This window comes from Pseudomonas sp. PA27(2017) (genome assembly GCF_001945445.1).
Classification (GTDB): domain Bacteria; phylum Pseudomonadota; class Gammaproteobacteria; order Pseudomonadales; family Pseudomonadaceae; genus Aquipseudomonas.
The window spans coordinates 21,046-47,203 of record NZ_MSXW01000015.1; the positions used below are offsets into that span (position 1 = coordinate 21,046).

A 26,158-nucleotide genomic window follows, 5' to 3' on the forward strand; every position below is an offset into this window, starting at 1 on the left:
GGCACGGCACGCAGCCGCTGGCGATAGTTGCAGAACCGGGCTCATGCGCGGGCCTCCAGCGCCTGGAGCAGATGCTCGGTCACCAGCTTGACGTGAGGCGGTTCGATCACGCTGAAGTGATTGCCAGGCACGTCGATCAGGCGGAAATCGCCCAGGCAGACCTGCTCCCAGAAGGGCGCAGAGAGGTGTCCGACACCGGCTGTAATCCCGAATGACTGCTGTTCCAGACAGCGCAGGTAGGTGATATTGCCCAAGTAAGGCGGCGGATCGAAACGTGCCGCGCGCATACTGTGCCGACAGACGTTGAACAACGTCGGAATGAGTTCCGCACTGATCGGCACACCTGCCTGGCCGCTGGCCAGTTCGGCATAGTGGGCCAGCCGTTGCGCCTGGCTCAACGCACTGCGCTGGCGCACTGCCTGAGCGACGGCCTGCAGCCCGGCATCGCCCTGCAGAGCGGCCATGGCACCTTGTGCTACCTGTCGGCCGGGATTGTCCATCAGCAGTTCGATGGCACGGTAGACGTCGTCGTCGCGCACCTGTTCGCCAAACACGGCCTTGACTGGGTCGAGGTTGAGGTTGGGGACGAAAATCGCCTCGTAGGCTAGCTCTTCATCGGTGTCGATAAACATGGGAATGCTGTCGATCAGGCTCAGGTCCAGCACCTCGGCGCCTCGTTCACTGAGGCGTCGGGCCACCTCGGTCGCAAGGAGCCCGCCAAGGCAGTAGCCGATCAGCTGAAAGCGGCTGTGGCCTTCGTCGAGCAGCCGCTGGGCGTAGTCGTCGGCTACGCGCTCGATGAGCTGGTGCGGGGCGTGGGCAAGGTACTGCTCGGTATCCGCCACGGCAATGCCCACCACGGGGCCGACCTGCTGCTGAGCCAGCGCCTGGCCAAGGTGCTGGAAGTAGTCGAGGGTACCCAGAGCCGCATGGAACATCACCCGTAATGGCCCCTGATCGCCACCACCGAAAGGCACCAGAAGGGCATTGCTACCGGTGCGACGACCCTGGTCAGGCTGCAAGGACATCGTTTGCATTTGCAGGCTTTCGCCACCTTGCAGGCGCCGTTGCAGAGCAGCTACGGTAGGTTCATTGAGCATCTGTCGCAGCAGGCTGTCGTAGGTGAAGGCCTGTGCCTGGCTGACTTCTTCGCGAAGGCGCCCGGCGACCATGGCCAATATCAACGAGTCAGCACCCTTGTCGAAAAAATTGTCTTCGGTGCCGATACGTTCGATGCCCAGTGCCTCGGCCCACATGGCGCATAACTGGGCTGCGAGCGGGTCCAGAACGTCCTGGGGGGCGTCATCGTTCAGTGTATCGATGGCTGGGCGCCAGCCTGCCAGGCGCTTGCGATCGACCTTGCCGTTGGTGGTCAGCGGCATCTGATCGAGTATCTGTATGTGCGCGGGCACCATGTAATCGGGCAGACGGCTGTTCAGGTGCTGGCGCAGGGGCTCGGGCAGCAGGCGTTTGCGTGAGCTCTTGAAGCGCACGGCATACAAATGGCTGCCCAGCTGTGCCAGCGGGTGATCGGTAGCAGGCCATTGTGCCAGCCATTCGCCACCGGCCTGGGTCATGCGTGTCTGCCAGATATGCGCGTCCTGCAGGCCAGCACTGGTCTCGCCGGATTGCATCATGAAGCCCTGGCTGAGCAGGATATGTGGCGAGTCGCTTCCAGGCTCGGTGAACAACAGCCAGCCACCTGGAGCCAGAAGCTCGGTGATGTGCGTCAGTGTGGTGTCGATCTGCTGCACGCTGTTGAGCATACCGGCGCACAGCACGATATCGGCACTATGGCTGGCCAGCCCCTGAGGGCGAATGTCCTGGTCGATGTCCAGTACCGAAAAACGAACCCAGGGGTAATCGGCGAAGCGCTGGCGTGCCTGGGCAATAAACATCGGTGTGATGTCGCTGAACAGGTAGTCCACTTCCAGGCCATCGAGCAGCGGGATGACGCTTTCGCTGGTGGCGCCGGTTCCTGCACCGATCTCGATGATACGCAGAGGACCTGGCCCTTGGTGATGCGTCGCCAGGCGGTTGATCAACGCCGCGGTTGCCTGGATGGTGTAGCGTGAAATGGCATCGTCACGGTATAGCGCACGGGCCATGCTCTGATCGCCCTGGGGGAAGAGCAGGTCGAACGGGTTGACCTCGCCACTCAGCAGTTGCGGCAATTGGCGCCCATGGTCACGCAGGTAGTCGAGGAGAGTCTGGCTGCACAATTCCTGCTCGACGGCACCTTGCAGGTCATCCCAGCTCGGAGCCTGCGGCTTGTGCTGGGAGCGGTAACCGCCGGTTGCAGGGTTGCGCTGCAGCCAGCCGGCGTCACACAGCAGCTGCAACCAGCGGCGTACCAGCCAGTGATGGCGCTCGCTGGTCTGCAGCGCTGCGATGACTTGGCTGTCATTCACATCGACGTCCGCTGTCTGGAACAGTCCGACCTGTTGCATCACCTGCAGCAAGTTAGCCAGAGCGGCCTGATGCAGACCGTCGCGATAGGCCATCACCTGTTGATGAGTGAACTCAGGAACCTGGCGGTCTGCATAACGTGTCGCCGCCGTCACCAAGGCTTGCCGGTCGACTTCACCGGGCCTGGTGCTGGCCGGGGTGACGAATGCCAGCAGGCTACGCTCGCCGTTATCGCCCGTAGTCAACAGGCTGACGGCAGTTTCCACATCCTGGTGTTCAAGCAATGCCGATTCGACTTCACCCAGTTCGACGCGGTAACCGCGAATCTTCACCTGGCCGTCGTCGCGACCGAGAAACTCCAGTTCGCCGCCCGGGAGGTAGCGTGCGCGGTCGCCGGTGCGGTACAGACGCTGGCCGTCGACAGGGTGAGGGAAAAAGCGCTGTGCACTCAGCGCCTCGTCACCCAGGTAGCCGTCGGCGAGCCCTGTACCGGTGATGAACAGCTCGCCGGCGACCCATGTCGGGGCGTCGCGCCACTGGCTGTCCAACACACGAAAGCCTTGGTTGCTCAAGGGCTTGCCATAGGGAATGCTGCGCCAGCTTGGGTCGACCGTGACGATGCGATGGTAGTTGGACCAGATAGCGGCTTCCGTCGCGCCGCCGAGACTGATCAGTTGCAATTCGGGCAGCAGCGACTGCACGCTGGCCGGGAGGTTGAGTGGGATCCAGTCGCCGGAAAGCAGTCCCAGGCGCAAGCTGCTTGCGGCCCCTGAGTCGCCTTCACGGCGCAGGTAGTCGCTGAGCATCTGCATCTGCGCTGGCACCGAGTTCCAGAGGGTGACACGTTGCTCGCGAATAACCTGCGCCCAATGAGATGGGTCGGCTCCACGGGCAGGGTCTGGCAGGATCAGCGTGGCGCCGGCGTCGAGTGCACCGAACAGGTCATAGACCGACAGGTCGAAGCTCAGTCTGGCGAGGCCGAGAATGCGCTCCTGCGCGTTGACGGCAAAACGCCGATTGATGTCCTGCACGGTGTTGACGGCCGCTCGGTGGGACACCATCACGCCTTTAGGCTCGCCGGTGGAGCCCGAGGTATAGATCACGTAGGCCAGATCCTCTGCATGCAGGTCTATTGGCTGATAGCTTTGTGCATCCGGCAACTGGTCGAGGCACAACAGCGTGACTGCTTCGGGCAACTCGCTGCTCAATGGGTGTCGGCCCGCAACGGCCAGGCGTACACCGGCGCTGTTCAACACGCGGTTGCGACGGGCGCAGGGCATAGCAGGGTCGATTGGCAGGTAGGCACAGCCCGCCAGCAAGGTGCCATAGACGGCGATCACCTGTTCTATACCCTTGTCGAGCAAGATGGCGATTGGCTCGTGCACATGGCAGCCGGCGTTCTGCAAGCAGGCTGCCAGGTTAATCGCCTGCTGGTACAGCTCTGACCAGGTCAGTTGACCATCGCTGGCAATCAGTGCAACGTCGTCGGGACGCTCCAATGCCAGCACGGGTAGGCACTCATGCAGCAGTCCTGAGGGCAGGGGCGCGCAGGTGGCATTCGCGCTGTCGCGTTCCGCCTGCTGCCAGTCTGGCAGGTGTGCGAGCAGGGGCGATTGCCAAGCTTCGGGCGTATCGGCAAGGGCCTGCAAGCTTCTGGAAAAGGCGTTCAGCATGTCCTCGATCAGACCGTCGGGGAATACGCCTTGGCGCACGTCCCAATGGATATGCAGGCCGTCGGCATCGTCCATCACCTGACAATCGAGGGTCACCTGAGGCGTCTGCGTGATGCCATAGCCCAGGGTACGCTGACTGCCTGGCAGTGAGGTGGCCCCTAGGCCGATGGCGCTGGTGAACACCACGGGCATAGCGCCGGCTTCACGGCCGTGGCGTCGACCGATTTCGCGCATCAGTTGGATACCGGAGAACAGCCGGTGCTCAAGGTCGTTGAACAGGCGCGCGCCTATCTCTCGAGCCTGTTCGACAAAACCATACTCGCCATGTGTTGCCACGTGCAGCAAGCTCACCGAGGTGAAATCGCCAACCAGCTGGTTGACCTGTGCGTGCAGCGGCATGCGGTTGAGCAAGGTGACGTTGAGGGTAAACTCGGGCTGCTCGCTCCAGCGCTGCAGAACGCTGGCATAAGCGGCGAGCACCGTCACCGAAGGAGTCAGTCCTCGTTCGCCTGCGGCCTGACGTAATGCTTGCCACTGGCTGGCCGGCAAGTTCGCGGGGTAACGACGAAAGCGCGCCGGCTGTTCGTTCTGGCCCAATGGAACAGGCAGGCACGGAGCCGCAGGAAACTGATCCACCCGGGCCATCCAGTACTCGCGATCGCGCTGAAAGCGGCTGCCCTGTAGCAGCTTACGTTCAGCAAGCAGGTAGTCGCGGAAGCTGATCTGTAAGTCTGGCAGCGGGGTATCAGCAGCAACGATCAGTTGCTCCAGCTCGCTGAACAGAATCTGTGCGCTGGCCCAATCTGCCAGCAGCGAGTCCATGGAGAAGTGCAGTGTATCGCGCTGTTCGGTCTGGCTCAGGCGCAGTTCGAACAGCGGCCATTGCTCGGTTGGGTAGACCTTATGCGACATGCTCTGGCGAAGGGTTTCGAGGCTCTGAGTCTGTTCCTCGGCGCACTGACCACGCAAATCAAGGGTTTGCACTTGGTATTCGGGCACTTGATCCAGTACGCGCTGCGAGCCCTGCGCCGATATCACCGCGCGCAGCATGCCGTGGCGCTCTATCAGGCGATTCCACGCCCGCTGCACCGCCACTGGCTGCAGGCGCGGCCAGCTCAGTTCCAGGTAACCATGGCAGGCGACGTTGCCGTGGCCGAAGGATGCTTCGCGCCCCAGCAGATAAGCACGCTGCACATCGGTCAGCGGAAACGGTTCACCGGCGTCTTGCGGCGCTGCCTGGACGCTGACGCTGTCCTGTTGCAACAGTTCGAGAATCTGCTCTTTGTGCTGACGCAGCCGCTGGAAGTGCTCCTCCTCCAGCAGGCCGGGGGCCGCTCGGTATTTCAGTTGGCCCTGCTGCGGCCAGAGTTCTACGCCCATGGCGCGGAGTTCGGTGATCAACTTGACGGCTGACATGGTGTACTCGCTTGCTGTGAAACGTGAGTGAGAGACTTAGATGACGCCTTCCTGAAGCTGATCGCGCTGAGCCTGCTGGGCGACGTGGCGTGCCACGTCGTTCAGGGTGGCCGCATCGAAAAGTGCCCCCATGGGCAGATCTACGGCGTGCTGGCTACGCAGACTTTCGAGAAACCGGGTGGCCAGCAGACTGTCGCCACCGAGGCGGAAGAAGTTGTCGTGCCGGTTGATGTGTGCCACCTGCAGCAACTCCCGCCAGATATCCGCTACCTGCTGTTCGTACGCATCCAGCGGCGCCTCCTGTACGTTGTCTACAGCCGTCGAGCTGGTGGCCTGCAGGTGGGCGAGCAGGGCGCGGCGATCCACTTTGCCGTTACTGTTGAGCGGCAGTTGCAGCATCACTTCGATGTGCTCGGGCTGCATGTAGGTGGGTAGGTGCTGGCGCAGGTGATCCGCCAGTTGCACGGCCAGCTCTCTACCCTCATGAGCACTGGTGACGGCTGCCAGCAAACGACCGGGTCTGGCCAGCAAGACCACGGCGCGACCGACCTGCGAATGGCGTTGTAGTGCCGCCTCGATTTCTCCCAGCTCGATACGGTGCCCGCGTACCTTGACCTGCGTGTCGGTGCGGCCAAGGAACTCCAGAATGGCACCCGGGCGGTAGCGGCCCATATCGCCGGTGCGGTACCAGCCTCCGATGAAACGTTCAGCTGTCAATTCGGCGGCATTGCGGTAACCCAATGCCACGCCAGCGCCGCCGATCCACAGTTCGCCAGCTACCCAGTCCGGGCAGTCACGGCCCTGGTTGTCGACTACTCGGTAGGCCTGATTGCGCAGTGGCCGGCCATAAGGAATGGAATCCCATCCAGCCAGTGGCTCAGCGACTTCGTACCAGTTGGACCAGATGGCCGCCTCGGTAGCACCACCCAGGCTGATGAAGCGACAACCCGGAACCTGTTCATGCAGGCGCCCTGGCAGATCCATGCCGATCCAGTCACCTGACAGCAGAACCGCACGCAGGTCCAGTCGCTGGCGCTCATTGGCATTGGCCAGCAACAACATGTCCAACAGCGCCGGTACGCTGTTCCACAACGTGACACGGTGGTGTCTGAGGATGTCCAGCCACGCCCGTGCATCTCGGCGTTGCGATTCGTCGAGCAGAACCACTGCGGCTCCGACGCCGAGCAGACCGAACAGGTCATAGACCGACAGGTCAAACTCCAGCGCCGAAATAGCCAGTGCGCGGTCGGCTGGCGTTGTCTGAAGGCGCTGGTTGATATCAGCGATGGTATTCATTGCTGCCCGGTGGGTTATTTCCACTCCTTTGGGCTCGCCGGTTGATCCCGATGTGTAAATCACGTAGGCCAGGGAGGTTGCCGACAGCGGCACAGGCTTTTCGAGGGGGGGGCAAGCATCGGCCATACATGGATCGAGGTGTATCGTTTGAACCTGTGCCAGCGCCTTTTTAGCCAGGCGCAGACGCGCTCCGGAGCGTTGCAGTATCTGAACGACACGTATGTCTGGCTGGTCGATGCCGATCGGTAGATAAGCACCGCCGCAGGCCAGAATGCCCAGCACGCTAGCAACCTGCAGTGGGCCGCGCGGCAGCGAGACTGCGACTAGGTCACCCGGCTGGACGCCATGCTGCTGAAGCAGCCGAGCGATACGTAGGGCCTGGAGCGATAGCGCTGCATAAGTGACGTTTTGCTCGCCCAAGAGTGCCGCAGCACCGGGCTGCGCCAACGCCTGGGAAAAAAAGCCTTGATGCAGCAACGGATCACCGGCGACCGGCTGTTGCTCACGATTACTCTCGGCTCGGGCCTGTTGTTGGTAACCAGGCAGTAAATCAGCGGGAGGGCAGTGCCAGTCGCGATCGGCTAATTGCTCCAGTGCGGCCAGGTAGGCCGCGAACATGCTGTCCGGCAGGCCTTCGGGGAACAAGCCAACGACATAGTCCCAGTTGAAGTCGAGGCCGCCGCGCGCCTCCACCACCTGATGGTCGAGCCATACTTGCGGTGTCTGGCTCAGGCCAAACACCTGTTTCGAAAATGGCCCATCGAGCGGGGCCTCGGTGCCATTCGGGACGCCCAGGGCGCTGGTGAACACCACGGGCATACTGGCTTGGCCATTGCTGTCCTGCTGAGCCAGGCGGCGCAGCAGCGGAACCGCCCCCACGCTGCGATGTTCAAGCGCTTCGGCCAGCCGCAGCTGGGTTGTTCGTGCGCGCTGCAGCCAGCTATCCCCAGGCTGGGGCCGGTAGCCCAGCAGCACTAGCGAGGTGAAGTCTCCCATCACTTGGTCGATCTGGGGATGCAGTGGTTTACGGTCGAACAACGTCAAATTGAGTGTCAGGTCGGCGCGGCTGCTCCAGCGCCCCAGTACTTCGCAAAAGCTGCACAGCAGCAATGCGGAGGCGGTCAGGTCATGCTCACGGGCGCGTTCGCTCAGGCGCTTCCAGGTGGCGGCCGGCAGGTGCCCTTGGAGCCGCGCAAAGCGCGGCGCGCCGAGCTTTGCCGGATCGCAGATTAACGGCAGTTGCGGATGCTGGGGGAGGCTGGGCAGGTGCTCCTGCCAGTAGGCCTGCGCGGCAGCCAGTTCACGCTCCTCAGCATGGGCCTGCAGCTGGTAGTCGCGAAAAGATAGTTTGATTACCGGCAGGTTTGCCTGCGGCTTGCGGTACAGCTGATCCAGTTCCTTGTAGAAATTCAGGATGCTCAATGCGTCCAGGATCAGGTTGTCCAGGCCGATTGCCAGGCGGCTGGTACGCCCGCAGGTCGCTACGGCGACAGTGAAAAGAGGCCACTGGGCGGGATCGAATACCCGTTCCGAGTAAGTGGCCCGCAGTTGGGCAAAACCCTGTAGCGTATCCTCTACCTCCAGGTGATCGATGACCGGACGGGGTGTGCTGGCAAGTATGCGTGCCTGGCCGTCTTCAAACACGGTGCGCAGCATTTCGTGGCGCTCGACCAGGTGCTCGAGTGCTTGCTGCAGGCGTTGCAGATCCAGATCGTCGACGTCGTATTCGCGGTAGAAGTGGCAGCTCACGCCGCCGAGAGGCAGGCTTCGATCGCGCCCTAGATAATAGGCCTGCTGCACCTCGGTCATCGGGAACGGCAGCAGGCGATTGTCCAGGTCTGCCTCGATCAGCCGTTGCCCTTGACGTTGACCGCTACTGTGCAGCGATGCGCAGAAGTCCTTCAGCACCGGGGTGGCATAAAGTTGCGGCAGGCCGGCATTGACGATGCCCTGGTCGGCTAGCAGGCGCATCAGGCGGGTTGCACTGAGCGAGTCGCCACCCAGGCTGAAGAAATTGTGTTCACGGCCAACGTCTGGGCAATCGAGCAGTTGTTCCCAAGCCTGTGCTACCTGACGTTCGATTGGGTTGGCAGGTTCACCGTTGAGCTCGGGGTCACTGAGCCCGAACTGATCGATCTGTCGAAGCAGCGCCTGACGATCGAGCTTGCCGTTGCCCGTGAGTGGCCATTGCGTCCAGATCAGATAGCGTGACGGCAACATGTACGCCGGCAACAGCTTGCCAAGCTGCGCCACCACTCTGGTCTGCTCGTCCGGATCCATCTGAGTAGGCATATCGCCTGCTTGAGGCATGCGCAAACAGGCCACCAGTCTCTGTCCGATCATCAGCACCAGGGCCTGGGTGACGCCCTGGCACTGTTGCAACGCATGTTCCACTTCACCAGCTTCGATGCGATAGCCGTGAAGCTTCAACTGGAAGTCGCTACGACCAAGGAACTCGACCGTGCCGTCGGGGTGGTAGCGGGCGTTGTCGCCGCTCCGGTACCAGCGCATCCCTGCATGCTCGACAAAGCGCTCTGCCGTGCGTTCGGTGTCGCCACGATAACCTCGGGCAACGCCAGCACCACCGATCCACAGTTCGCCGCTGACCCAGTCGGGGCAGTCGTTGCCGTGAGAGTCGACCACGCGCAGCGCGACGTTATCCAGGGGTTTGCCGTAGGGCATGCAGTGCCACTGATCCGCCGCTCGCTGCCCGGCAGGCAATTCGTACAAGGTGGAGTGAATAGCGGCCTCTGTGGCCCCCCCCAAGGCCATGAAACGGCAGGAAGGTGCCCGTTGCCAGAGTCTGGGAGCCAGTTGCGGATCGATACGGTCACCGCCAAGCAATACGGCCCGCAGGCTTAGAGAATGCTCAGGTGCGCTGGCGCTGAGTAGCATGTCCAGAAGCGCCGGCACGCAGTTGAGCAGCGTGGCCTGGTGTGCCTCCATCAGCTCCAGCCAATGCGCAGCATCACGACCGTGGTCGGCACCCACGCAGATCACGGCAGCACCGCTACCCAGTGCAGCGAAGATGTCGAACACCGACAGATCGAATTCCAGGGCGGAAAGCGCCAGGGTTCGGTCGTGTTCATCGATCTGTAGCCTGCGCTGTAGATCGAAGAGGGTATTGAGTGCGGCTCGGTGGCTGATCTCGACGCCTTTGGGTTGTCCGGTGGAACCCGAGGTGTAGAGGATGTAAGCGAGATCGTCCGGGGCGCCGGGAAGCGGTTGCGGCAAGGCGGTTGAGTGCGTGGGCAAGGCTTCGAGCAACAAGCGTGCGCCAGCGGCTCTACATATAAAGTCTCGGCGGGCAGCGGGCTGATCGGCGCCGATGGGCAGGTAGGTCGCGCTGCAGGCAAGAATGCCCAGTACGGCGATGATCTGATCGGGCCCTTTGGGCAATTGCAGGGCAACCACATCGTTATGTTCGACTCCCTGCTCGCGCAGGTAGGCGGCGACGTGCAAGGCACGGCGAGCCAGCTCGCCATAACTCATGGCGCCGGCGTCGTGTAGCAGTAGTGCCGGTCGCTGCGGGTATTCGCGGGCGATGCTGAAAAAACGGTCGTGCAGGCGTTCGCTGGGCAGTGCGACCACGTGCCCCTGATGCTTTGCACGGCACTGCAATTGTGCGACTGGAGCCAGGCCAGGTACGGGGTCATGCCAGGCAGAGGCTGATTCGCACAGGCGCAGTAACAGACCGCTGTAAGCACTGAAAAGCCCATCCAGCACACCCTCGCAAAATAGAGCTTCGCGTGCATCGAGATTGACCAGCAAACCTTCGTTCAGCTCGGTGACCTGGGCGTCGAGCCAGACCTGCGGGCCTTGCGATACTATCCAGCTGGCCGTGCCGAAGGTTTCGTTGACGCCGGCCGGAAACAGGTCACCCAGTCCCAGCGCGCTGGTGTAGACCACCGGCGCCAGTACCTGCTCGCCACGTTCTCGCGATAGTTCGCGCAACACCTGTAGTCCACTGAAGCTGGCGTGTTGAACATCGGCGTGAAAGCGCTGTTGCAAGGCCATGGCGCGCGCCGCGAAGTGACCTTTATGAGTACCCTCCCAGGCCAGCAAGATGGAGGAAGTGAAGTCGCCGACCAGGCGATCGACGTCCGCATGCCAGGGGTTGCGGTCGAACAACGGCAGATTGAGCAGAAAATCGGGACTTTCGCTCCAGGTGGCCAGTGCCTCACAGAATACGGTGGCCAGGGCCATCGCTGTGGTCAGGCCGTTTTCCCTTGCATGGTTCTCGAACGCCTCGCGCTGTTCCGGGCGTAGCCAGTAATGTCGACGCACCACCTGGGTACTGTCGCAATGATTCGTCTGCAGGGGGAGGCGAGGGGGCAGAGGCAACTGTGCAATACGCTCCAGCCACCAGTCGCGATCAGCCTGGGTACGCGCCTGCCACTGCGCGTCATGTTGTCGGCCGGCTTGCTGCTGCAGGTAACAGCGGTAGCTGTAGTTCAGCGGTTCGAGTGGCTCACCACGGTAGAGGTTGGCCAGATCGGCCAATATGACCCGCAGGCTCAACGCATCGGCGGCCAGCATGTCGAGATTCAGGTGCAGGCGTGTGCCGCCTGTGCGCAGACTGTCGGGTAGCAGGCTCAGTTGAATATCGAATACTTCGCCATGAGCGACATCCAGTTGACGGTGCGAGAGACTGGCACGTAACTGGTCGAGGCGCTTCTGAGCTTGTTCTATAGTCAGGTCACGCAGGTCATGAACCACCAGGTTCTTGGCCAGTCGGTTAGCCTCGATGCGCTGACGGCCATCGGCCTGGAACACTGCACGTAGCATGTCATGGCGCTGCAGTACATCGCGGAGGGCTTGCTGCAGGCGCTGCGGATTCACGCTTTGACCATCGAATTCGTTGTAGAAGTGTGCAGCGACGGCCCCCAGCGGTTGGTCGGGTTGGCGACCAATCCAGTAAGCGTATTGCATGGGAGCCAGCGCGAAATCCTCCTGTGAGGTGTCAGCGCTTGGTTCTGATGCCGTTGCTTCCTGAGATGCTGAGCACGACAGGACGTCAAGCCAGGCCGCCAGAGTGGGCTCGGCGATCAGGTCGGCAAAGCGTGCATTCACCCCCTGCCTGCGCCATTGGCCGGCTAGACGGATCATGGTCACCGAGTCCAGGCCAAGTTCGATCAGGTTGGTCTGGGCTGGAATGTCCTCGGCTGGCAGATCGAGCGCTTGGGACAAGTCATCACGCAGCAGCTGTTGCAGGGTGTTGGGCGAAACGGTCATGGTCACGTCTTCTCGTGTAGTGGCGACCAGGCCGGAGAGGCCGGGAATCAGAAAGCTCTCAAATGATAATCCTTATCGTTACTGTCACTGCCCGGATCAGGTCGTTCTTGACCCCGATCCACCATTTCGAGGGCGTCTGTTGGGTGACAGGAAGATCAGCGCTGCGAATGCTTTCTGAGCGTGCCAGCTGAACCCCGGGGCACGGCCGTTTGTACCGCTGATGTGCAGCGGTGATGCGGTTACGTATGAAGAGATGAGAACGATCAGTCGAAAGCGTGCGTTTCGGGGTAGTGCCAGTGCTTGACCTGTTCCTGGGCCTGCCACAGGTTCCGATATCGGCCTGGGAGTTGGCACAGTTGGCTGTGAGTTCCCTGCTGCACGATACGTCCTTGTTCCATCACCAGGATGTGATCAGCGCCGACGATACTGTGCAGGCGGTGGGCGATGACGATGACCGTACGCTCTTTCACCAAGGCGTCGATGGCGCGTTGCACGGCCTGTTCGTTTTCGCTGTCCAGCGATGCGGTGGGCTCGTCGAGTATCAGGATTGGGGCATCTTTGAGCAGCGCCCGGGCTATCGACAGGCGCTGGCGTTCGCCCCCGGATAGCCGGCTTGCACCTTCGCCCAACTGGGTGTGCCAGCCTTGTTCGAGGCGTTCAATGAAGGGCATGCACTGGGCGGCCTGCAACGCGGCGAGGATCTGTTCATCACTGGCTTGCGGTCGGGCCAGGCGCATGTTCTCCAGCACGCTATCGTCGAACAGGTAGACGTCCTGAAACACCACGGACAGGTGGGCGGCCAACTGTGTGCTGTCGAGGCTACGCAGGTCCTTTCCGTCGATCAGGATACGTCCGCCCTCCACATCGTAATGACGCATGATCAGACGGGTGAGGGTGCTTTTACCGGAGCCCGACGGGCCGACCAGGGCGGTTACCGTGCCCGGTGCGAAAACCGCATTGATGGCGCTGACTCCCGTGTCACGGCTGCCGGGGTAGGCGAACTCCACATCTTCGAAGACGATGCCTTGACTGCCTGGCACTGTGTCGAGGGGCTGCTGCGGCAGTGGTTGTAGGGCGAGCAGCGCCTCGATGCGCTGCAGAGCGGCTTCGATAAGGTCGAAGACCGCTGTATAGGTGATGAAGGCGGACAGTGCGTCGGCGGTGCGGGCGATGATGATCAGTGTGGCAGCCAGCACAGGTACGGAAAGATCACCCTGCAGCACCCAGTGAATGCCCAATCCGGCCACGGCCAGCAGGCCCAGTTCGACCAGGCTGGAGGTCAGCAGCTTGGGCAGCAGAGCGCTGCGCTGGTCATCGGTCTGCACCTGTTGCAGGTCGCGAAGGCTGGCCTGTAACTCGGCATTGCGCGTGCCGGTCTGGCAGGCTGCGCGCAAGCTCGGTAGCCCTTGCAGGTACTCGATGATGGTGGCGCTGGTACGCTGATGGGAACGATCCAGACGCTGCATGCTTGCACCAAACCCGCTGCGTTGCAGGCGATAGAAAGGGATCAGGGCGGGAAACAACACGAGCATGGCCAAGCCAAGGCGCCAGTCGGCGAAGAACAATGCCAAGGCAGCGACCAGCGGAGTGAACACGGCGCAGACGATCAGGTTGCTGACGGTGAGCACGTAGTTGAGGTTTTCATCCACGTTACCCAGCAAGGTTGCGTTGAGCTCACCTGCGCGTTTGTGCTGGAGGTGCTGCAACGGCACGCGACGTAATTGCTGGCCCAGGCGAACGCGGAGTTCATGACAGGCCAGCGCCATGTTGCCGCTGTAATCGAATCCCTGTGCCCACCAGCGTAACCCCAGGCTGCTGGCTGTGAGCAAGGTCATCAGCGTCAACCAAATCGCAGCCAGCGGCCAATCCCCCGCCAAGGCAGCGGGCAATAGCGGTAGCAGACAGCTCAAGGCCAGACCTTGCAACAATGCTGCGCAGGTAAGCGTGAGCAGAGCACGGCGCAGGGCGCTGGCCTGACTGCCGGCACTGTTCATCAGTCGGCTGTAGGTGTGCATGAGCGGGGGCGGCGAATCAGCCATGCTGGTCAAGGCTCCAATCCTGTGCGCGGTGGTAGCTGTGCCAGAGGCGCGTATATATTCCGCCCTGATTCAGCAGTTGTTCATGGCGACCGATTTCGCACAGTCGACCCTGATCCATGACCAGGATCTGGTCTGCGCCACGAATGGTCGACAGGCGATGCGCAATCATCAGTACGGTCTTGCCCCGCATCAACTGAGCCAAGGCTTGAATCAGTTCGGCTTCGTTTTCCGGGTCGTTGAACGCTGTGGCCTCGTCCAGAACCAGAATCGGTCGATCCTGAAGAATGGCGCGGGCAATGGCGATGCGTTGGCGCTGCCCCCCTGAAAGAAAAATTCCGCGCTCGCCTACGGCAGTGGCATAACCTTGCGGTAACTCTTCGATGAAGGCGTGAGCCTGCGCCGCTTTGGCTGCTGCCTGCACTTCGGCGTCATTGGCGGGCAACCCCAGACGGATGTTGTCGGCGATGCTGCCGGCAAACAGAAAGCTCTCCTGAAAGACGAAAGCGACCTGCTTCATCAGCGTATCGCTGCGCAGCTCGCGGATGTCTTTCCCGCCGATGCGAATACTGCCACTGCTGACGTCCCAGAAGCGCGGTAACAGGCGGGCCACTGTACTCTTGCCTGCCCCAGACGGCCCCACCAGCGCGTTGAGCGTGCCGGGGCGCAAGTGAAAACTGAGCGCGCGCAGGGCGTCATCCTGATGATCGGCATACTGAAAGCTGACATTGTCGAAACTGACGCTGGCGTCGATTGGCCGCGTGTCCAGGGTCGATTCGACCAGCAATGGCAGCGCCATTACTTCCTGGATGCGCACGACGCTCAATTGGGCCTTGTTCACCAGATGTTTGAGTGCCATCAATGGCATCATGGATTCGGCCATGGCTGTACCGATGAGCAGGGCCGCCAGCCAACCAGTGAGCGAACCGGGTAGCAACAGCCCAAAGGCAAGCAGTACCAGCAAGGTCGGCAGCGGGTTGAGTAGCGCCAGGGAGAAACGGGCACTGAAGCTGACGTCACGGTACCAACCGCCAAGCATCTGCAAGTAGCCATCCAGCGCCTGCTGGTAACGGCTGAACGTGTTGTTGCCCGCATCGAAACTGCGCACCACCGGCATGGCCTGAACGAACTCCAGTACGGCGGCATTGACCTGTTCACGTGCCGCGTTGTACTCGGCAATCCGAGGCTGATTACCGCGCATGGCTACAGCCAGCACCGTGAATCCTGCCAGCAGCACGGCGAGCGCGGCCAGCGCCATGCGCCAGTCGAGCCACAGCATGAGCAGCAGCGCAGCGACAGGCGTCAGGTAGGCTCGTGCCAGCAGCGGCGTGCTGTCGGCAACGAAGACGTGCAGCGCCTTGACGTCATCCTGCAGCACCTTGGCCAGGGCACCGGCGCCCAGACGCTGTACCTCGCCCAGCGGTACCCGTGCCAGGTGCTCGCTGAGCTCGCTGCGCAGAATGCGCTCCAGTTCGAATGCGGCCAGATGCGAATGATGAAAGGACAGCTGGCGCAGGCCGTACGCTGCCAGGGTGCTGAGAATGACCAAGGCGAAGGGCCAGGGCCACTGCGTCGGTTCTTCGAGCAGGCGTTGCAGGGTAAAGGCCAGCAGTACCAGTGAACCGAGCCCGCACAAGCTGCTCAGGCCGCTGAGGGCAACACCAAGATTCACCCGGCCACGCACTGGCCGCATGATCGACCAATCATTCACGTGTCCGGCCCCTCACTGTAGAAACTGGCCAGCAAGGTGGCCAGAGCCGACGCGATGGCGGCCAATGCCAACACCGCCAGGTATCCCAGGGAGCCGGCCAAGGCGGTACCGACACCGATCATACCCATGCCGAACACCTGGTTGACACTGAACTGCAGGCTGTAGTCCGTTGCTGGGCTGTGCGCAGAGGCACGATCCATCATCAGTGTGGCCAGCACGGTCGCTGCCGGGTTGTAGCAAAAGAAGTACAGCCCCACGGCCAGGGTCACACTGGCTATGTCCACATAACCCAGAACCGGCAGCGCGAGAATGGCCACGCCGGGAATCTGTAACCAGGCTGCTAGGACCATGGCGCGGCGCCTGCCAATACGCTGGATCAACAGGCCGCTGCCCAGGGCGGCGGCGATGCCCAGCAGGCAGCCAAACACGTTAACGACCAGGCCGATATTCGGCAGCGACCAGCCCGCATCTACCAGAATCGGTGTGAGCAGGGCGTAGCCCAACGCACCGCCGATCGGGTAGACCATCAGTACGCAGAGCCAGTAAAAACTGCGCGGCTGCCTCCAGAACGAGACGCAGCGAGCGAACAGCAGCCCATAGGTCAGTGCCGGTGTGCGCCGTTGCGGCTCGTCGAACAACAGCAATTGCAGCAGCGAAACGGCCATCACCGCTGCCAGTATCCAGGTGCAGCCAGCCCAGCCAAGGAAGGGATAGCACATCAGCAACACGCCAGCACCCAGTAAGGTGCCCAGCAGCCCGCCGGCAATCTGGATGCCATTGCCGCGGCCTCGGCTGGCCGGCGGCAGAAGGGAGCAAGCCAGGCCATCGGCGGCGATGTCCTGGGTGGCCGAAAGCAGTGCGATCAGTGCACAGAGCAGGTAGATGTGCTGGAAATCCTCGACCACATCCAGTGTGCCCATGGCGACCAGTACCACCACCATCGAGCCCTGTGTGGCCAGCAACCAGCCCTTGTAGTGGCTTCGCCGGGCAGCGCCGATGCGATCCACCAGAGGGGCCCATAGGCATTTGAGCGGCCAGATCATGCCGAGCATGTAGATGAGGCTGATTTGCTCCAGAGAAACACCCTGGCTACGCAGGATCGCCACCAGCGTCACGACGATGAACATCAGGCTCAGCGACTGCGTGGTATACAGACTGGCGAAGAGGGCCCATAAACGCAGCGGCAATTCATGCTCTGCCGGGCTGGATGGTTTGGCAGCGACGGCGGCAATCGATGAAGACGTCATTGTGGCTAAAATCCTCAAAAACGAAGGCAGGCGAGCACGTCACATGCTCGCCCCGAAGTGCGTGGGGGAAACTGGTCGGTCAAAACCGATAGGCGTAGCCCATTCCAACGGTACGCCCTCGCGCTGGGGCGCCATAGGTCACGTCACCCGAGGCTCCTGCGCTGTAAAAACCGTACAGCTCGTAGCGCTGGTTGAGCAGGTTGTCGGCAAATGCGTAAACCTCGGAGCCACCGATCTCCAGACCTACGCGTAGGCTCAGGTCTTCGTAAGCTGCCAGGTCGAAGCGGTTTTGCGGATCGGCTTCTCGAGCGCCTACGTATTGATAGTCGGCGCGGGCATTGAATGCCGCCTGGGGCAGGTTGCCGAGCGTCAGGGGCTGGCGGTAGTCGACGCCCAGGGTGCCGTTCCAGCGCGCGGTGTCCGGCACCCGGTTGCCGGACTGCACTGCACCGGTCGGTGCCTGGGCGTCCGTAGTGATACGTGCATCGATGTAGCTGACAGCCGCCTTGAACGTCAGCATTTCCTGCGGCCGCCATAGGCCTTCCAGCTCGGCCCCGCGGCTGCGGGTGTCGGCATTCAGCGCCGTGGTGGCGAAGGTATTGGGGTTGTAGGAAAGGATGTGATCGTTGCGGGTGCGCGTTACATAGAGTGCGCCGTTAAGGGCGAATTGTGCGTCCTGGGTCTCACTCTTGAAGCCAACTTCCAGGCTGTCCAGATTGGCCGCCTTGTATGCAGCGCTGTCCGCAGGGGAACCGGCATAATCGTTGAAACCGCCGGCCTTGTGGCCGTGGGATACCAGGCCGTAGATGCTGCTGTGCGGCGTAAGTGCGTAGGTCAAGCCGATACGTCCGGTGCTGTAGTTTTCGTTATGACGATGGGCATCCGTTACTGTGGAACCAGGTGCATTGTATTCGCCCTTGTAGGTTTTCCGTTCCCAGGTATGCCGCAGGCCGGTAGTCAGCTTGAGGCTCTCGGTGAGTGGCAGAGTCGCCTCGCCGTAGGCGGCGTAACGATTGCTAGTGAAGTCACGGTACTTGGCCGAAGCACTACCGAAGGTATTGCTCGGCGTGTCGTAGCTGCGCTCGTTGCGAGAAGCCATTAAGCCTGCCTGCCAATCAATAGCGGAACCAGCGGCCGACGCCAGATTGAAGTCCTGGCTATAGGTCCTCTCCACCGATTCGTCGACATTCCAGAACACCGAAGGTGAACCGTAAAGTGCCTCGTAAAGGCGGTTGTCATAGACGACCAGGCCGCTGAAGTCGGTTTTGGTCGTCGCTGTGGTGGAGGTCAAGCGCATGGCGTCGAAGTCGTGCTCGACACGCAGTGAATAGCGCTCGGTGGATTTTTCGTTGTCGTCGAACAGCCCCTCCGGCACATCCAGCGAGGGGGCACTGCCGTAAGGTCTCAGCATCAGGTTGTTGAAGCGCTTATCTGCATCGTTGCGCTCAGCCGTGAGCAGCGCACGGGTCGACTCATTGATATCCCACAGCAGGCTGCCCCGCACGGCCTGGTCACGAGGCTCGCTAACCGGATGGCCGCTGTTGCTGTTGTCGATCCACGAGTCTTCGCCACTGTTGCGCAGGGCGATACGCGCGCTGAGTTGTTCGCTAAGTGCACCGCCGATGGCACCTTCCTGTAGAAAGCGACCCTTTTCAGCGATTTCTGCCCGCACATAACCCTCGGTTTCGCGAGTGGGTTTGCGTGTGATGACATTGATCAGACCGGCAGCCCCCGAGGCGCTGGATGAGGTGCCCTGTACCCCTTTGAGCACTTCGACCCTCTCCACATCCAGGGTGCCTAGGGAAAGGTTGCGGGTAGAGAGGTCGATACCATCCAGGCTCATACCCACGGAGCTGTCGTCCATGCTCATCTGGTACAGCGAGCCGACACCGCGAATCATGATGTTGTAGTCATTGGGGCCACCGGAGGAATACACGCTCACACCGGGTGTGCTCCGCAGCGTTTCTGCGAGATTGTCTTGACGCCGGGCCTGTAACTCCTTGCCCTCGATAGCCGTTACAGCATAGGGCTTTTCCTTGTATGGCGTGCTCGTCGCATCCGCATTGATAAGAGTCAGGGGCAATTCTCGTGGGTCATCTGCAGCACTGGCCTGTATGCAGGCTAGCGACAGCGCCAGAGACAGGGTGGTGCGGGGCCAGACCTTGGCGTGCGAGTGGAAAGAGGGGGGCGTCATGGGAATCCTTGAAGATGAGAACCAGGCAGGTTCTCAAATGATAATGCATTGCATTATCCTGTCTGCCCGTATCCAATCTGCTTACACCCTGATCGGAGCTATAACAATGTCTGAATCACAAGCGGCAGTCGCCATGTCCGATGTGATCACCAACGCCCTGCCACTGCGCTTTGCTGAAACGGAAAACTGCCAGATCAGATCGGTACAGCTTCAGACTGGCGTCGAATTGGTCAGTTGGTGTGGGCATTTTCAGGAAACGGTTGAAATGGAGTTGAGGGACGATACGGATCGTATCCACTTCAGCTTCAACAACCGACTGGATGGGCGTGCTGCCTGTCGATTCGACATGGAGGGAAACGAGCGCGAATACCGTGTGGAGGAGGGAAGTGGCAATATCAGCTTCGGCCAGGGGCGTACGGGTAGATACCTTCAACAGGGGCACTTGCATAACGTTACGGTCATGGTCAGGCCGGATATCGTTAACAGCTGGCTGGAGCCGGACGACAAGGTATTTTGCAAGTTGCTGCAGCGCGGTAGCTGCTATGTCGGGGGACACCGCAGCGGTGAGTTACGCGCTACCGCACAAACCATCGAGCAGGCCATGAACAGTGCCACGCCTGGGGCTATACGTCATCATCTCTGGTTGCAAGGACAGGCGATGACCATGGTGAGCCTGTTTCTGGAGGCACATCGCGCCAGATTCGGAGCGCCTGTCGACAGAGAAAAGAAGCTTTTACTGGCAGCCCGAGACATTCTGCTTTCTGACCTATCAAAAGCCCCCAGTCTGTCTTACATAGCAAGTGAGGCGGGCATGAGTGCATCGCGGCTGGAACGCGGCTTTCGTCAGTTCTTTGGGACCAGCGTGTATGGCCTTTTCCAACGTGAGCGCATGCATGTGGCCCGGTTGCGTCTGTATCGTGACGAAGCACCGGTTACCCAGGTCGCTCTCGATCTTGGTTACAGTAATATCAGCCACTTTGCAGCCGCGTTCAAAAAGCAATTTGGGCTGAATCCATCCGCATTCAAGCAAACGGCCCGCAGCGGTAATATCGGTCGCCCTTAGCCTACAACTCATCTCATTGTGAGAGTGCGTCTGATCAATTCGGGGGAGGCGAGCTGGACGCTATCTGGCTCTATATTACCGTCCTGCTTTCTCAGGGTTAGGCTCCCCGTATCAAGCTCTTTATAGCGGCCTTCGCTTTGAGACGATCAATGCGGTGCAGGGCTAGGTTTTGCTTTAGGGGTATGTTTAGGGGTTCGCGTAGAAGATATTTCAGCGGGCTTCCCGGCTTTGTTGGTCTGCAGGGATATGTTCGACACCGGCTCGGGCACCATTTCCAGCGTCGGCCCGTGCTAAGCCCTCGCGTCCTTCCACTCGTTCCCCTCGGGCGTGAAGCATGGACGGCACACTCGCTACGTTTCCCGAATTCTCCTTCGCCAATGGCCGATTACGGCGTATTCGCCCCGACGATATCGGTCAGATCTATGCCGGCCTGTCTCACCCGCAGGTGATCGCTCATTACGGCGTTTCCTATGCCAGCCTGGCCGCTACCCGCGAGCAGATGCACTGGTACGAGCAATTGCTCGAAGACGATATGGGAATCTGGTGGGCTCTGGCGGATGACGACGATGCACTGATCGGCGCCTGCGGCTTCAATGATCGCAATCACCAGCATCGTCGCGTCGAAATGGGGTACTGGTTACTGCCGCAGCACTGGCAACGTGGCCTGATGGGGCAGGCGTTGCCGGCAATCCTCAGGCATGCATTCCAGGCCATGGGCGTGCACCGCATCCATCTCGATATCGAGCCCGACAACATCGCCAGCTGGCGACTGGCCGAGAAGCTCGGGTTCAGCCGCGACGGCACCTTGCGCGACGTCGAGTTCAAGGATGGCCGATATCTCAGCCTTCATCAGTACAGCTTGCTCGCTACCGACCAGGCCGCCCGCGCACTGCTCGGGGACTGAGCAGCGCCGATCGTGAAGGCTGGCCGTCGGCGATGACGGCCAGTGCGTGGCGTCAGAAGTGCGCCTTGACCAGCAGGCTGATGGCGCTCTGGTTGGTGCCACCGAGCACGTCATCACCGAGCGGGCTGTCGTTGTCGATGCCGTACTTGTGCTTCCAGTAGTCGTATTCGACGCCTACGTAGAATTTCTGCCCCCAACCCATGGCCTTGGCCAGGTCATATTTGATCTGCGGGTTGATGTGCAGGTTGGCGTGGTAGCTGTCGTCGTTGTCCACCACCCAGTCGATGAAGCCGTCGATCACCAGGTCGGAGCGGCCGACCGGGATGGTATAGCTCCACACTGGAGTGATCTGCCACACGTTGCGGCCGTCGCGCTTGCCGTCCGGGCGGCGCAGGTAAGTGTTGAGCTGGAAGTAGTCGAAGCCGGGTATGGCCAGATCCACTGCCGGGCCCAGCAGGTAGGCGTCGACATCGTCCTCGCCGAATTCGTAGGTGGCGGACAGCAGCACATCCTTGACCGGCCCGAACGACAGGTCGGCACCGCTGAGTTTGCCGAATGACAAGCGCGGGCTGATTTCACCGTAGAAGGTGTGGCCGTCACCGGCACCGTTGGTGGCGTCGGTGTTGTACTTGATGCCGTCGACGAACAGGAACAGGTCACCGAAGCTCCAGCCGCTGGCGTGCTCGAAGGTCAGCGTCTGCTGGCGTGGCGGATCGATCTTGAAGTCGATGCCGTTGAGGTAGGTCAGGCTGTTGTCCTGCCACAGCAGGAGATCGGCCATGGCCTGGGCAGGCGCCAGCAGGCTGCCCGCCAGCAACAGGGAGGTTGCGGTGTGTTTCATCGAGAGGTGTTCCGGCAAGTGTTGAATAGTCGCTACGCAGCGCCGCTGCGCAAAGCCGCCCTGGCTATCCGAGGCGTTGGCGCGGGCAGGCGAGGGCTCTGCAATGGCCATCCCGGCTGCGCGCGGCGCGGGAGTTTACAGGATTTGCCGGTATCCGATACGGCGCCTCTCGGCCTGGCCGCAGAAACAGCTGCGCCGCTGCCCCTTGAAGGGGAAGCGGCGCAGGTTGAATGGTATTCGGGGCGGATCAGACGTCGAGTTGCTTGGCCGTCTCGACGCCGGATGAGCTGAGTTTGATGGGGTAGTGGATGGACAGCTCGCCGCCCGATTCGGAAAGGTTGCCATCGTGGATCAGGCCGCCTTTGTGAAGGTGCCTCAGCACGTCCACGACCGCGTACTCGCCGCGGAAATTGTCCAGCACCTCTTTGCCCAGGCCTGCCGGATGCGCGTGCAGCAGACGAGTGAGAACTTCTTTCTTCAGGTCATTGTCGATGGACATGCGAACCTCGCGTTGCGGTGGGTTTCACCTGTTGTGACTGCCCGCTGCCGCAAACGTTTGAGCTGTTTGCATTGCTCCCGTTGTAAGCCTTGCGCGTCCTGCTAGACTGCTGCGGCGTCGATAACCCTCTCTCATTCAGGGACTTCCATGATCAAAAAATGCTTGTTTCCTGCCGCTGGCTACGGCACTCGTTTTCTCCCGGCAACCAAGGCCATGCCCAAGGAAATGCTGCCAATCGTGAACAAGCCGTTGATCCAATACGGTGTGGAGGAAGCGCTGTCCGCCGGCCTTACCGAAATCGCCATGGTGACCGGTCGTGGCAAGCGTTCGCTGGAAGATCATTTCGACATCAGTTACGAGCTGGAAGAGCAGATCCGCAACACCGACAAGGAAAAGTACCTGGTCGGTATCCGTCGCCTGATCGACAACTGCACCTTTTCCTACACCCGCCAGGTGGAAATGAAAGGCCTGGGCCACGCCATTCTCAGCGGCCGTCCGTTGATCGGTGACGAGCCGTTCGCCGTTGTCCTGGCCGATGATCTGTGCCTGAACCTGGAAGGCGACAGCGTGCTGACCCAGATGGTCAAGCTGTACAACCAGTTCCGCTGCTCGATCGTGGCGGTGCAGGAAGTGCCGATGGACGAGATCCACAAGTACGGCGTGATTGCCGGCGAGATGATCCGCGACGACATCTTCCGCGTGAACAGCATGGTCGAGAAGCCCAAGGCCGAAGATGCGCCGTCCAACCTGGCGATCATCGGCCGCTACATCCTGACCCCGGACATCTTCGAGTTGATCGAGAAGACCGAGCCGGGCAAAGGTGGTGAGATCCAGATCACCGACGCGCTGATGAAGCAGGCCCAGGACGGTTGTGTGCTGGCTTACAAATTCAAGGGCCAGCGCTTCGATTGCGGTGGCGCCGAGGGTTACATCGAGGCGACCAACTTCTGCTTCGAGAATCTGTACAAGACCGGTAAAGGCTGAGCCTCGCCAGCCTCATGCTTGGAAAAACCGCCTTCGGGCGGTTTTTTTATGCCTGCCGTATTTAACCAGGGCCAGTTCAGCTGGCGTTGATCGGCGTCGCACCGGGGCCAAGCGGCTGGCCATAGCTGAACTCGACCTGATGGCCTGCCGGATCGTGGACGCCGCAGTAATAGCCAACCGGGTAAGGCTCGTCGCGTTGCGCCCAGAGCAGGCATCCGGCGGCTTCGGCCTTGGCGACCACCGCGTCGACCTCATCACGGCTCTGCAGGGCAAAGCCGAAGTGGCTGTAATCGCCAGGCGCCAATCGGCGAGGCTCGCCACCGGGCATGATGACGAAGATGAATTCGCTCTCACGTCCCGGCTCGGCCATCCACACGATCTGCGAACCCTTGCCAGGGCGGCGGTGGATGACCCGCATGCCGCAGAAATCTTCGTAGAAGCTGATGCAGGCCTGCAGGTCCGGTACGTGCAGGGCAAGATGGGTGAGAATCGGGCGCATGGTCTGGTTCCTCCTCTCGGCTCTAGACCCAAGGTGGCGGTGACAAGTTTGCCCCATGTGCCAGGCGGGCAGGGCGCTGCGTTTACGGTATGCTCTGCGTCTGTTCAGGAGGCTTCTATGACCTACGATTTCGATCTGTTTGTAATCGGTGCCGGCTCCGGCGGTGTACGTGCGGCACGCTTCGCGGCGGGCTACGGCGCCCGGGTGGCCGTGGCGGAAAGCCGTTATCTGGGCGGTACCTGCGTCAACGTTGGCTGCGTGCCTAAAAAGCTGCTGGTCTATGGGGCGCAATTCGCCGATGAGTTCGAACACGCCGAAGGTTTCGGCTGGACACCCGGCCAGGCCAGCTTCAGCTGGCCGACGCTGATCGCCAACAAGAACCGCGAGATCGAACGCCTAAACGGCATCTACCGCAAACTGCTGGTGGGCAGTGGCGTCACCCTGGTCGAGGGCCATGCGCGCCTGCTCGACGAGCATCGGGTGGAAGTCGACGGCAAGATTTACAGCGCCGAGCGTATCCTCATCGCAACCGGCGGCTGGCCCCATGTTCCCGAGATCCCGGGCCATGAGCATGCGATCAACTCAAACCAGGCGTTTTTCCTGGAAGAGCTGCCCAGGCGCATCCTGGTGGTCGGCGGTGGCTACATCGCGGTGGAGTTCGCCTCGATCTTCAACGGTCTTGGCGCGCAGACTTCGCTCTTGTACCGCGGCGATTTGTTCCTGCGTGGCTTCGACAATTCCCTGCGTACCCACCTGCATGAAGAGCTCGGCAAGCGCGGCCTGGACGTGCAGTTCAACACCGACATCGCACGCATCGACAAGCAGGCCGACGGCAGCCTTAAGGCGACGCTCAAGGATGGCCGTACGCTGGAAGCCGACTGCATCTTCTACGCCACCGGTCGCCGCCCAATGCTCGACAACCTGGGCCTGGAAAACACCTCGGTCAGCCTGGACGACAAGGGTTACATCGAGGTCGATGACGAGTACCAGACCAGTGCACCGTCGATTCTGGCCATCGGTGACGTGATCGGTCGCGTGCAGCTCACCCCCGTGGCGCTAGCCGAAGGCATGGCGGTGGCACGGCGCCTGTTCAAACCGGAGGAATACCGCAAGGTCGACTACCGGATGATCCCAACGGCGGTGTTCAGTCTGCCGAACATCGGCACCGTGGGCCTTTCTGAGGAGCAGGCGCGTGAAGCAGGGCACGAGGTGAAGATCTTCGAGAGCCGCTTCCGGCCGATGAAGCTGACCCTGACCGAGAGCGACGAGCGCACGCTGATGAAGCTGGTGGTCGATGCCAAGACCGATCGCGTGCTGGGCTGCCACATGGTCGGGCCCGATGCCGGCGAAATCGTCCAGGGCCTGGCGGTCGCGCTCAAGGCTGGGGCGACCAAGCAGGTATTCGATGAAACCATCGGTGTGCACCCCAGCGCGGCCGAAGAGTTCGTGACCTTGCGTACGCCGGTGAACTGACTTGTCGATGAACCAGCTGTTCTATTTCGCGGATCTGTTCGGGGTGGCGGTGTTCGCCATCACCGGCGCGCTGATGGCCGGACGCAAGTCCATGGACCTGTTCGGCGTGCTGGTCATCGCCATCATTACCGCCCTGGGCGGTGGCACCCTGCGCGACGTGATTTTGGGTAACCACCCGGTCAGCTGGATTCGCAACGACACCTACATCCTGGTGGCTACCCTTGCGGCGCTGGGCACGGTGGTCTGGGTGCGCATGACCCGGCCGATCCATGAAAAGGGCTTGCTGATCGCTGACGCGTTCGGGCTGGCCGTGTTCACCGTGATCGGCACCGAGGTCGCGCTGCAGTACGCGATGCCCTCCAGCACGGCGGTGATCATGGGCATCATGACCGGCGTCGCCGGCGGTGTGATGCGCGACGTGATCTGCAACGAGATCCCGCTGATCTTCAAGAAGGAGATCTACGCCACCGCCTGCCTGGCCGGCGCGGTGACCTTCGTGCTGCTGCGCATGTTGCAAACCCCGCACTGGCTGGATACCGGCTTGGCCATGCTGGTGGTACTGGGCATTCGCCTGGCCGCCATCCGCTGGCGGTTTTCGCTGCCGAGTTTTCATCTGCTCGACCGCGAATAAAAACGCGCCAGGAATGGCGCGTTTCATTTGGCTGCGTCGAGGTTCGC

At 61.3% G+C, this 26,158-nt stretch carries 14 protein-coding genes; 5 read left to right on the forward strand and 9 right to left on the reverse strand.

The window, feature by feature from the left end:
* Positions 1-41: 41 nt before the first annotated feature.
* The 6 genes from BVH06_RS07490 to BVH06_RS07515 form a co-directional block, all read right to left on the reverse strand.
* Entirely contained in the window at positions 42-5,498 is a 5,457-nt protein-coding gene (locus BVH06_RS07490) for a non-ribosomal peptide synthetase (protein WP_075933659.1), read from the reverse strand.
* Positions 5,499-5,534: 36 nt separating this feature from the next.
* A complete protein-coding gene (locus BVH06_RS07495) occupies positions 5,535-12,029 on the reverse strand; it encodes a non-ribosomal peptide synthetase (RefSeq protein WP_075933660.1) in 6,495 nt (2,164 codons plus the stop codon).
* Positions 12,030-12,292: 263 nt separating this feature from the next.
* Positions 12,293-14,068, reverse strand: a complete 1,776-nt coding sequence (locus tag BVH06_RS07500) for an ABC transporter ATP-binding protein (protein WP_075933724.1) — start codon at positions 14,066-14,068, stop codon at positions 12,293-12,295.
* A complete protein-coding gene (locus BVH06_RS07505; protein WP_075933661.1) occupies positions 14,061-15,758 on the reverse strand; it encodes an ABC transporter ATP-binding protein in 1,698 nt (565 codons plus the stop codon). Before BVH06_RS07505 ends, BVH06_RS07500 begins: the two co-directional genes overlap by 8 nt.
* A 14-nt stretch (positions 15,759-15,772) precedes the next feature.
* Positions 15,773-17,023 (reverse strand): MFS transporter, encoded by a 1,251-nt coding sequence (locus BVH06_RS07510; RefSeq protein WP_139315595.1) that lies wholly within the window; start codon positions 17,021-17,023, stop codon positions 15,773-15,775.
* Positions 17,024-17,102: 79 nt separating this feature from the next.
* Positions 17,103-19,217, reverse strand: a complete 2,115-nt coding sequence (locus BVH06_RS07515; protein ID WP_139315596.1) for a TonB-dependent receptor — start codon at positions 19,215-19,217, stop codon at positions 17,103-17,105.
* Between BVH06_RS07515 and BVH06_RS07520 the strand changes: the two genes are divergently transcribed.
* Both BVH06_RS07520 and BVH06_RS07525 read left to right on the forward strand, forming a co-directional pair.
* Positions 19,216-20,280: an AraC family transcriptional regulator gene (locus tag BVH06_RS07520; RefSeq protein WP_168172897.1), complete on the forward strand. Its 1,065-nt coding sequence runs from the start codon at positions 19,216-19,218 to the stop codon at positions 20,278-20,280. The two genes, BVH06_RS07515 and BVH06_RS07520, sit on opposite strands and share 2 nt — an antisense overlap.
* Before the next feature lie 334 nt (positions 20,281-20,614).
* Entirely contained in the window at positions 20,615-21,184 is a 570-nt protein-coding gene (locus BVH06_RS07525) for a GNAT family N-acetyltransferase (RefSeq protein WP_075933662.1), read from the forward strand.
* Positions 21,185-21,236: 52 nt separating this feature from the next.
* Here BVH06_RS07525 and BVH06_RS07530 read toward each other — a convergent pair whose 3' ends face one another.
* Together BVH06_RS07530 and BVH06_RS07535 are read right to left on the reverse strand one after the other, a co-directional pair.
* Positions 21,237-22,025 carry an outer membrane protein OmpK gene (locus BVH06_RS07530; RefSeq protein WP_075930178.1) on the reverse strand — a complete coding sequence of 263 codons (789 nt, stop codon included), beginning with the start codon at positions 22,023-22,025 and terminating at the stop codon, positions 21,237-21,239.
* Between the two features lie 247 nt (positions 22,026-22,272).
* Positions 22,273-22,524: a hypothetical protein gene (locus BVH06_RS07535; protein WP_075930179.1), complete on the reverse strand. Its 252-nt coding sequence runs from the start codon at positions 22,522-22,524 to the stop codon at positions 22,273-22,275.
* Between the two features lie 147 nt (positions 22,525-22,671).
* Between BVH06_RS07535 and galU the strand changes: the two genes are divergently transcribed.
* Entirely contained in the window at positions 22,672-23,508 is an 837-nt protein-coding gene (galU, locus tag BVH06_RS07540) for a UTP--glucose-1-phosphate uridylyltransferase GalU (protein ID WP_075930180.1), read from the forward strand.
* A gap of 76 nt (positions 23,509-23,584) precedes the next feature.
* Here galU and BVH06_RS07545 read toward each other — a convergent pair whose 3' ends face one another.
* Positions 23,585-24,007: a VOC family protein gene (locus BVH06_RS07545; protein ID WP_075933663.1), complete on the reverse strand. Its 423-nt coding sequence runs from the start codon at positions 24,005-24,007 to the stop codon at positions 23,585-23,587.
* A 117-nt stretch (positions 24,008-24,124) separates the two neighbouring features.
* On the opposite strand from BVH06_RS07545, the gene gorA reads away from it, so the two are divergent.
* Both gorA and BVH06_RS07555 read left to right on the forward strand, forming a co-directional pair.
* Positions 24,125-25,480: a glutathione-disulfide reductase gene (gene gorA / locus BVH06_RS07550; protein WP_075933664.1), complete on the forward strand. Its 1,356-nt coding sequence runs from the start codon at positions 24,125-24,127 to the stop codon at positions 25,478-25,480.
* 7 nt (positions 25,481-25,487) lie between these two features.
* Positions 25,488-26,111, forward strand: a complete 624-nt coding sequence (locus tag BVH06_RS07555; protein WP_075930183.1) for a trimeric intracellular cation channel family protein — start codon at positions 25,488-25,490, stop codon at positions 26,109-26,111.
* The last annotated feature ends 47 nt before the right edge of the window (positions 26,112-26,158 follow it).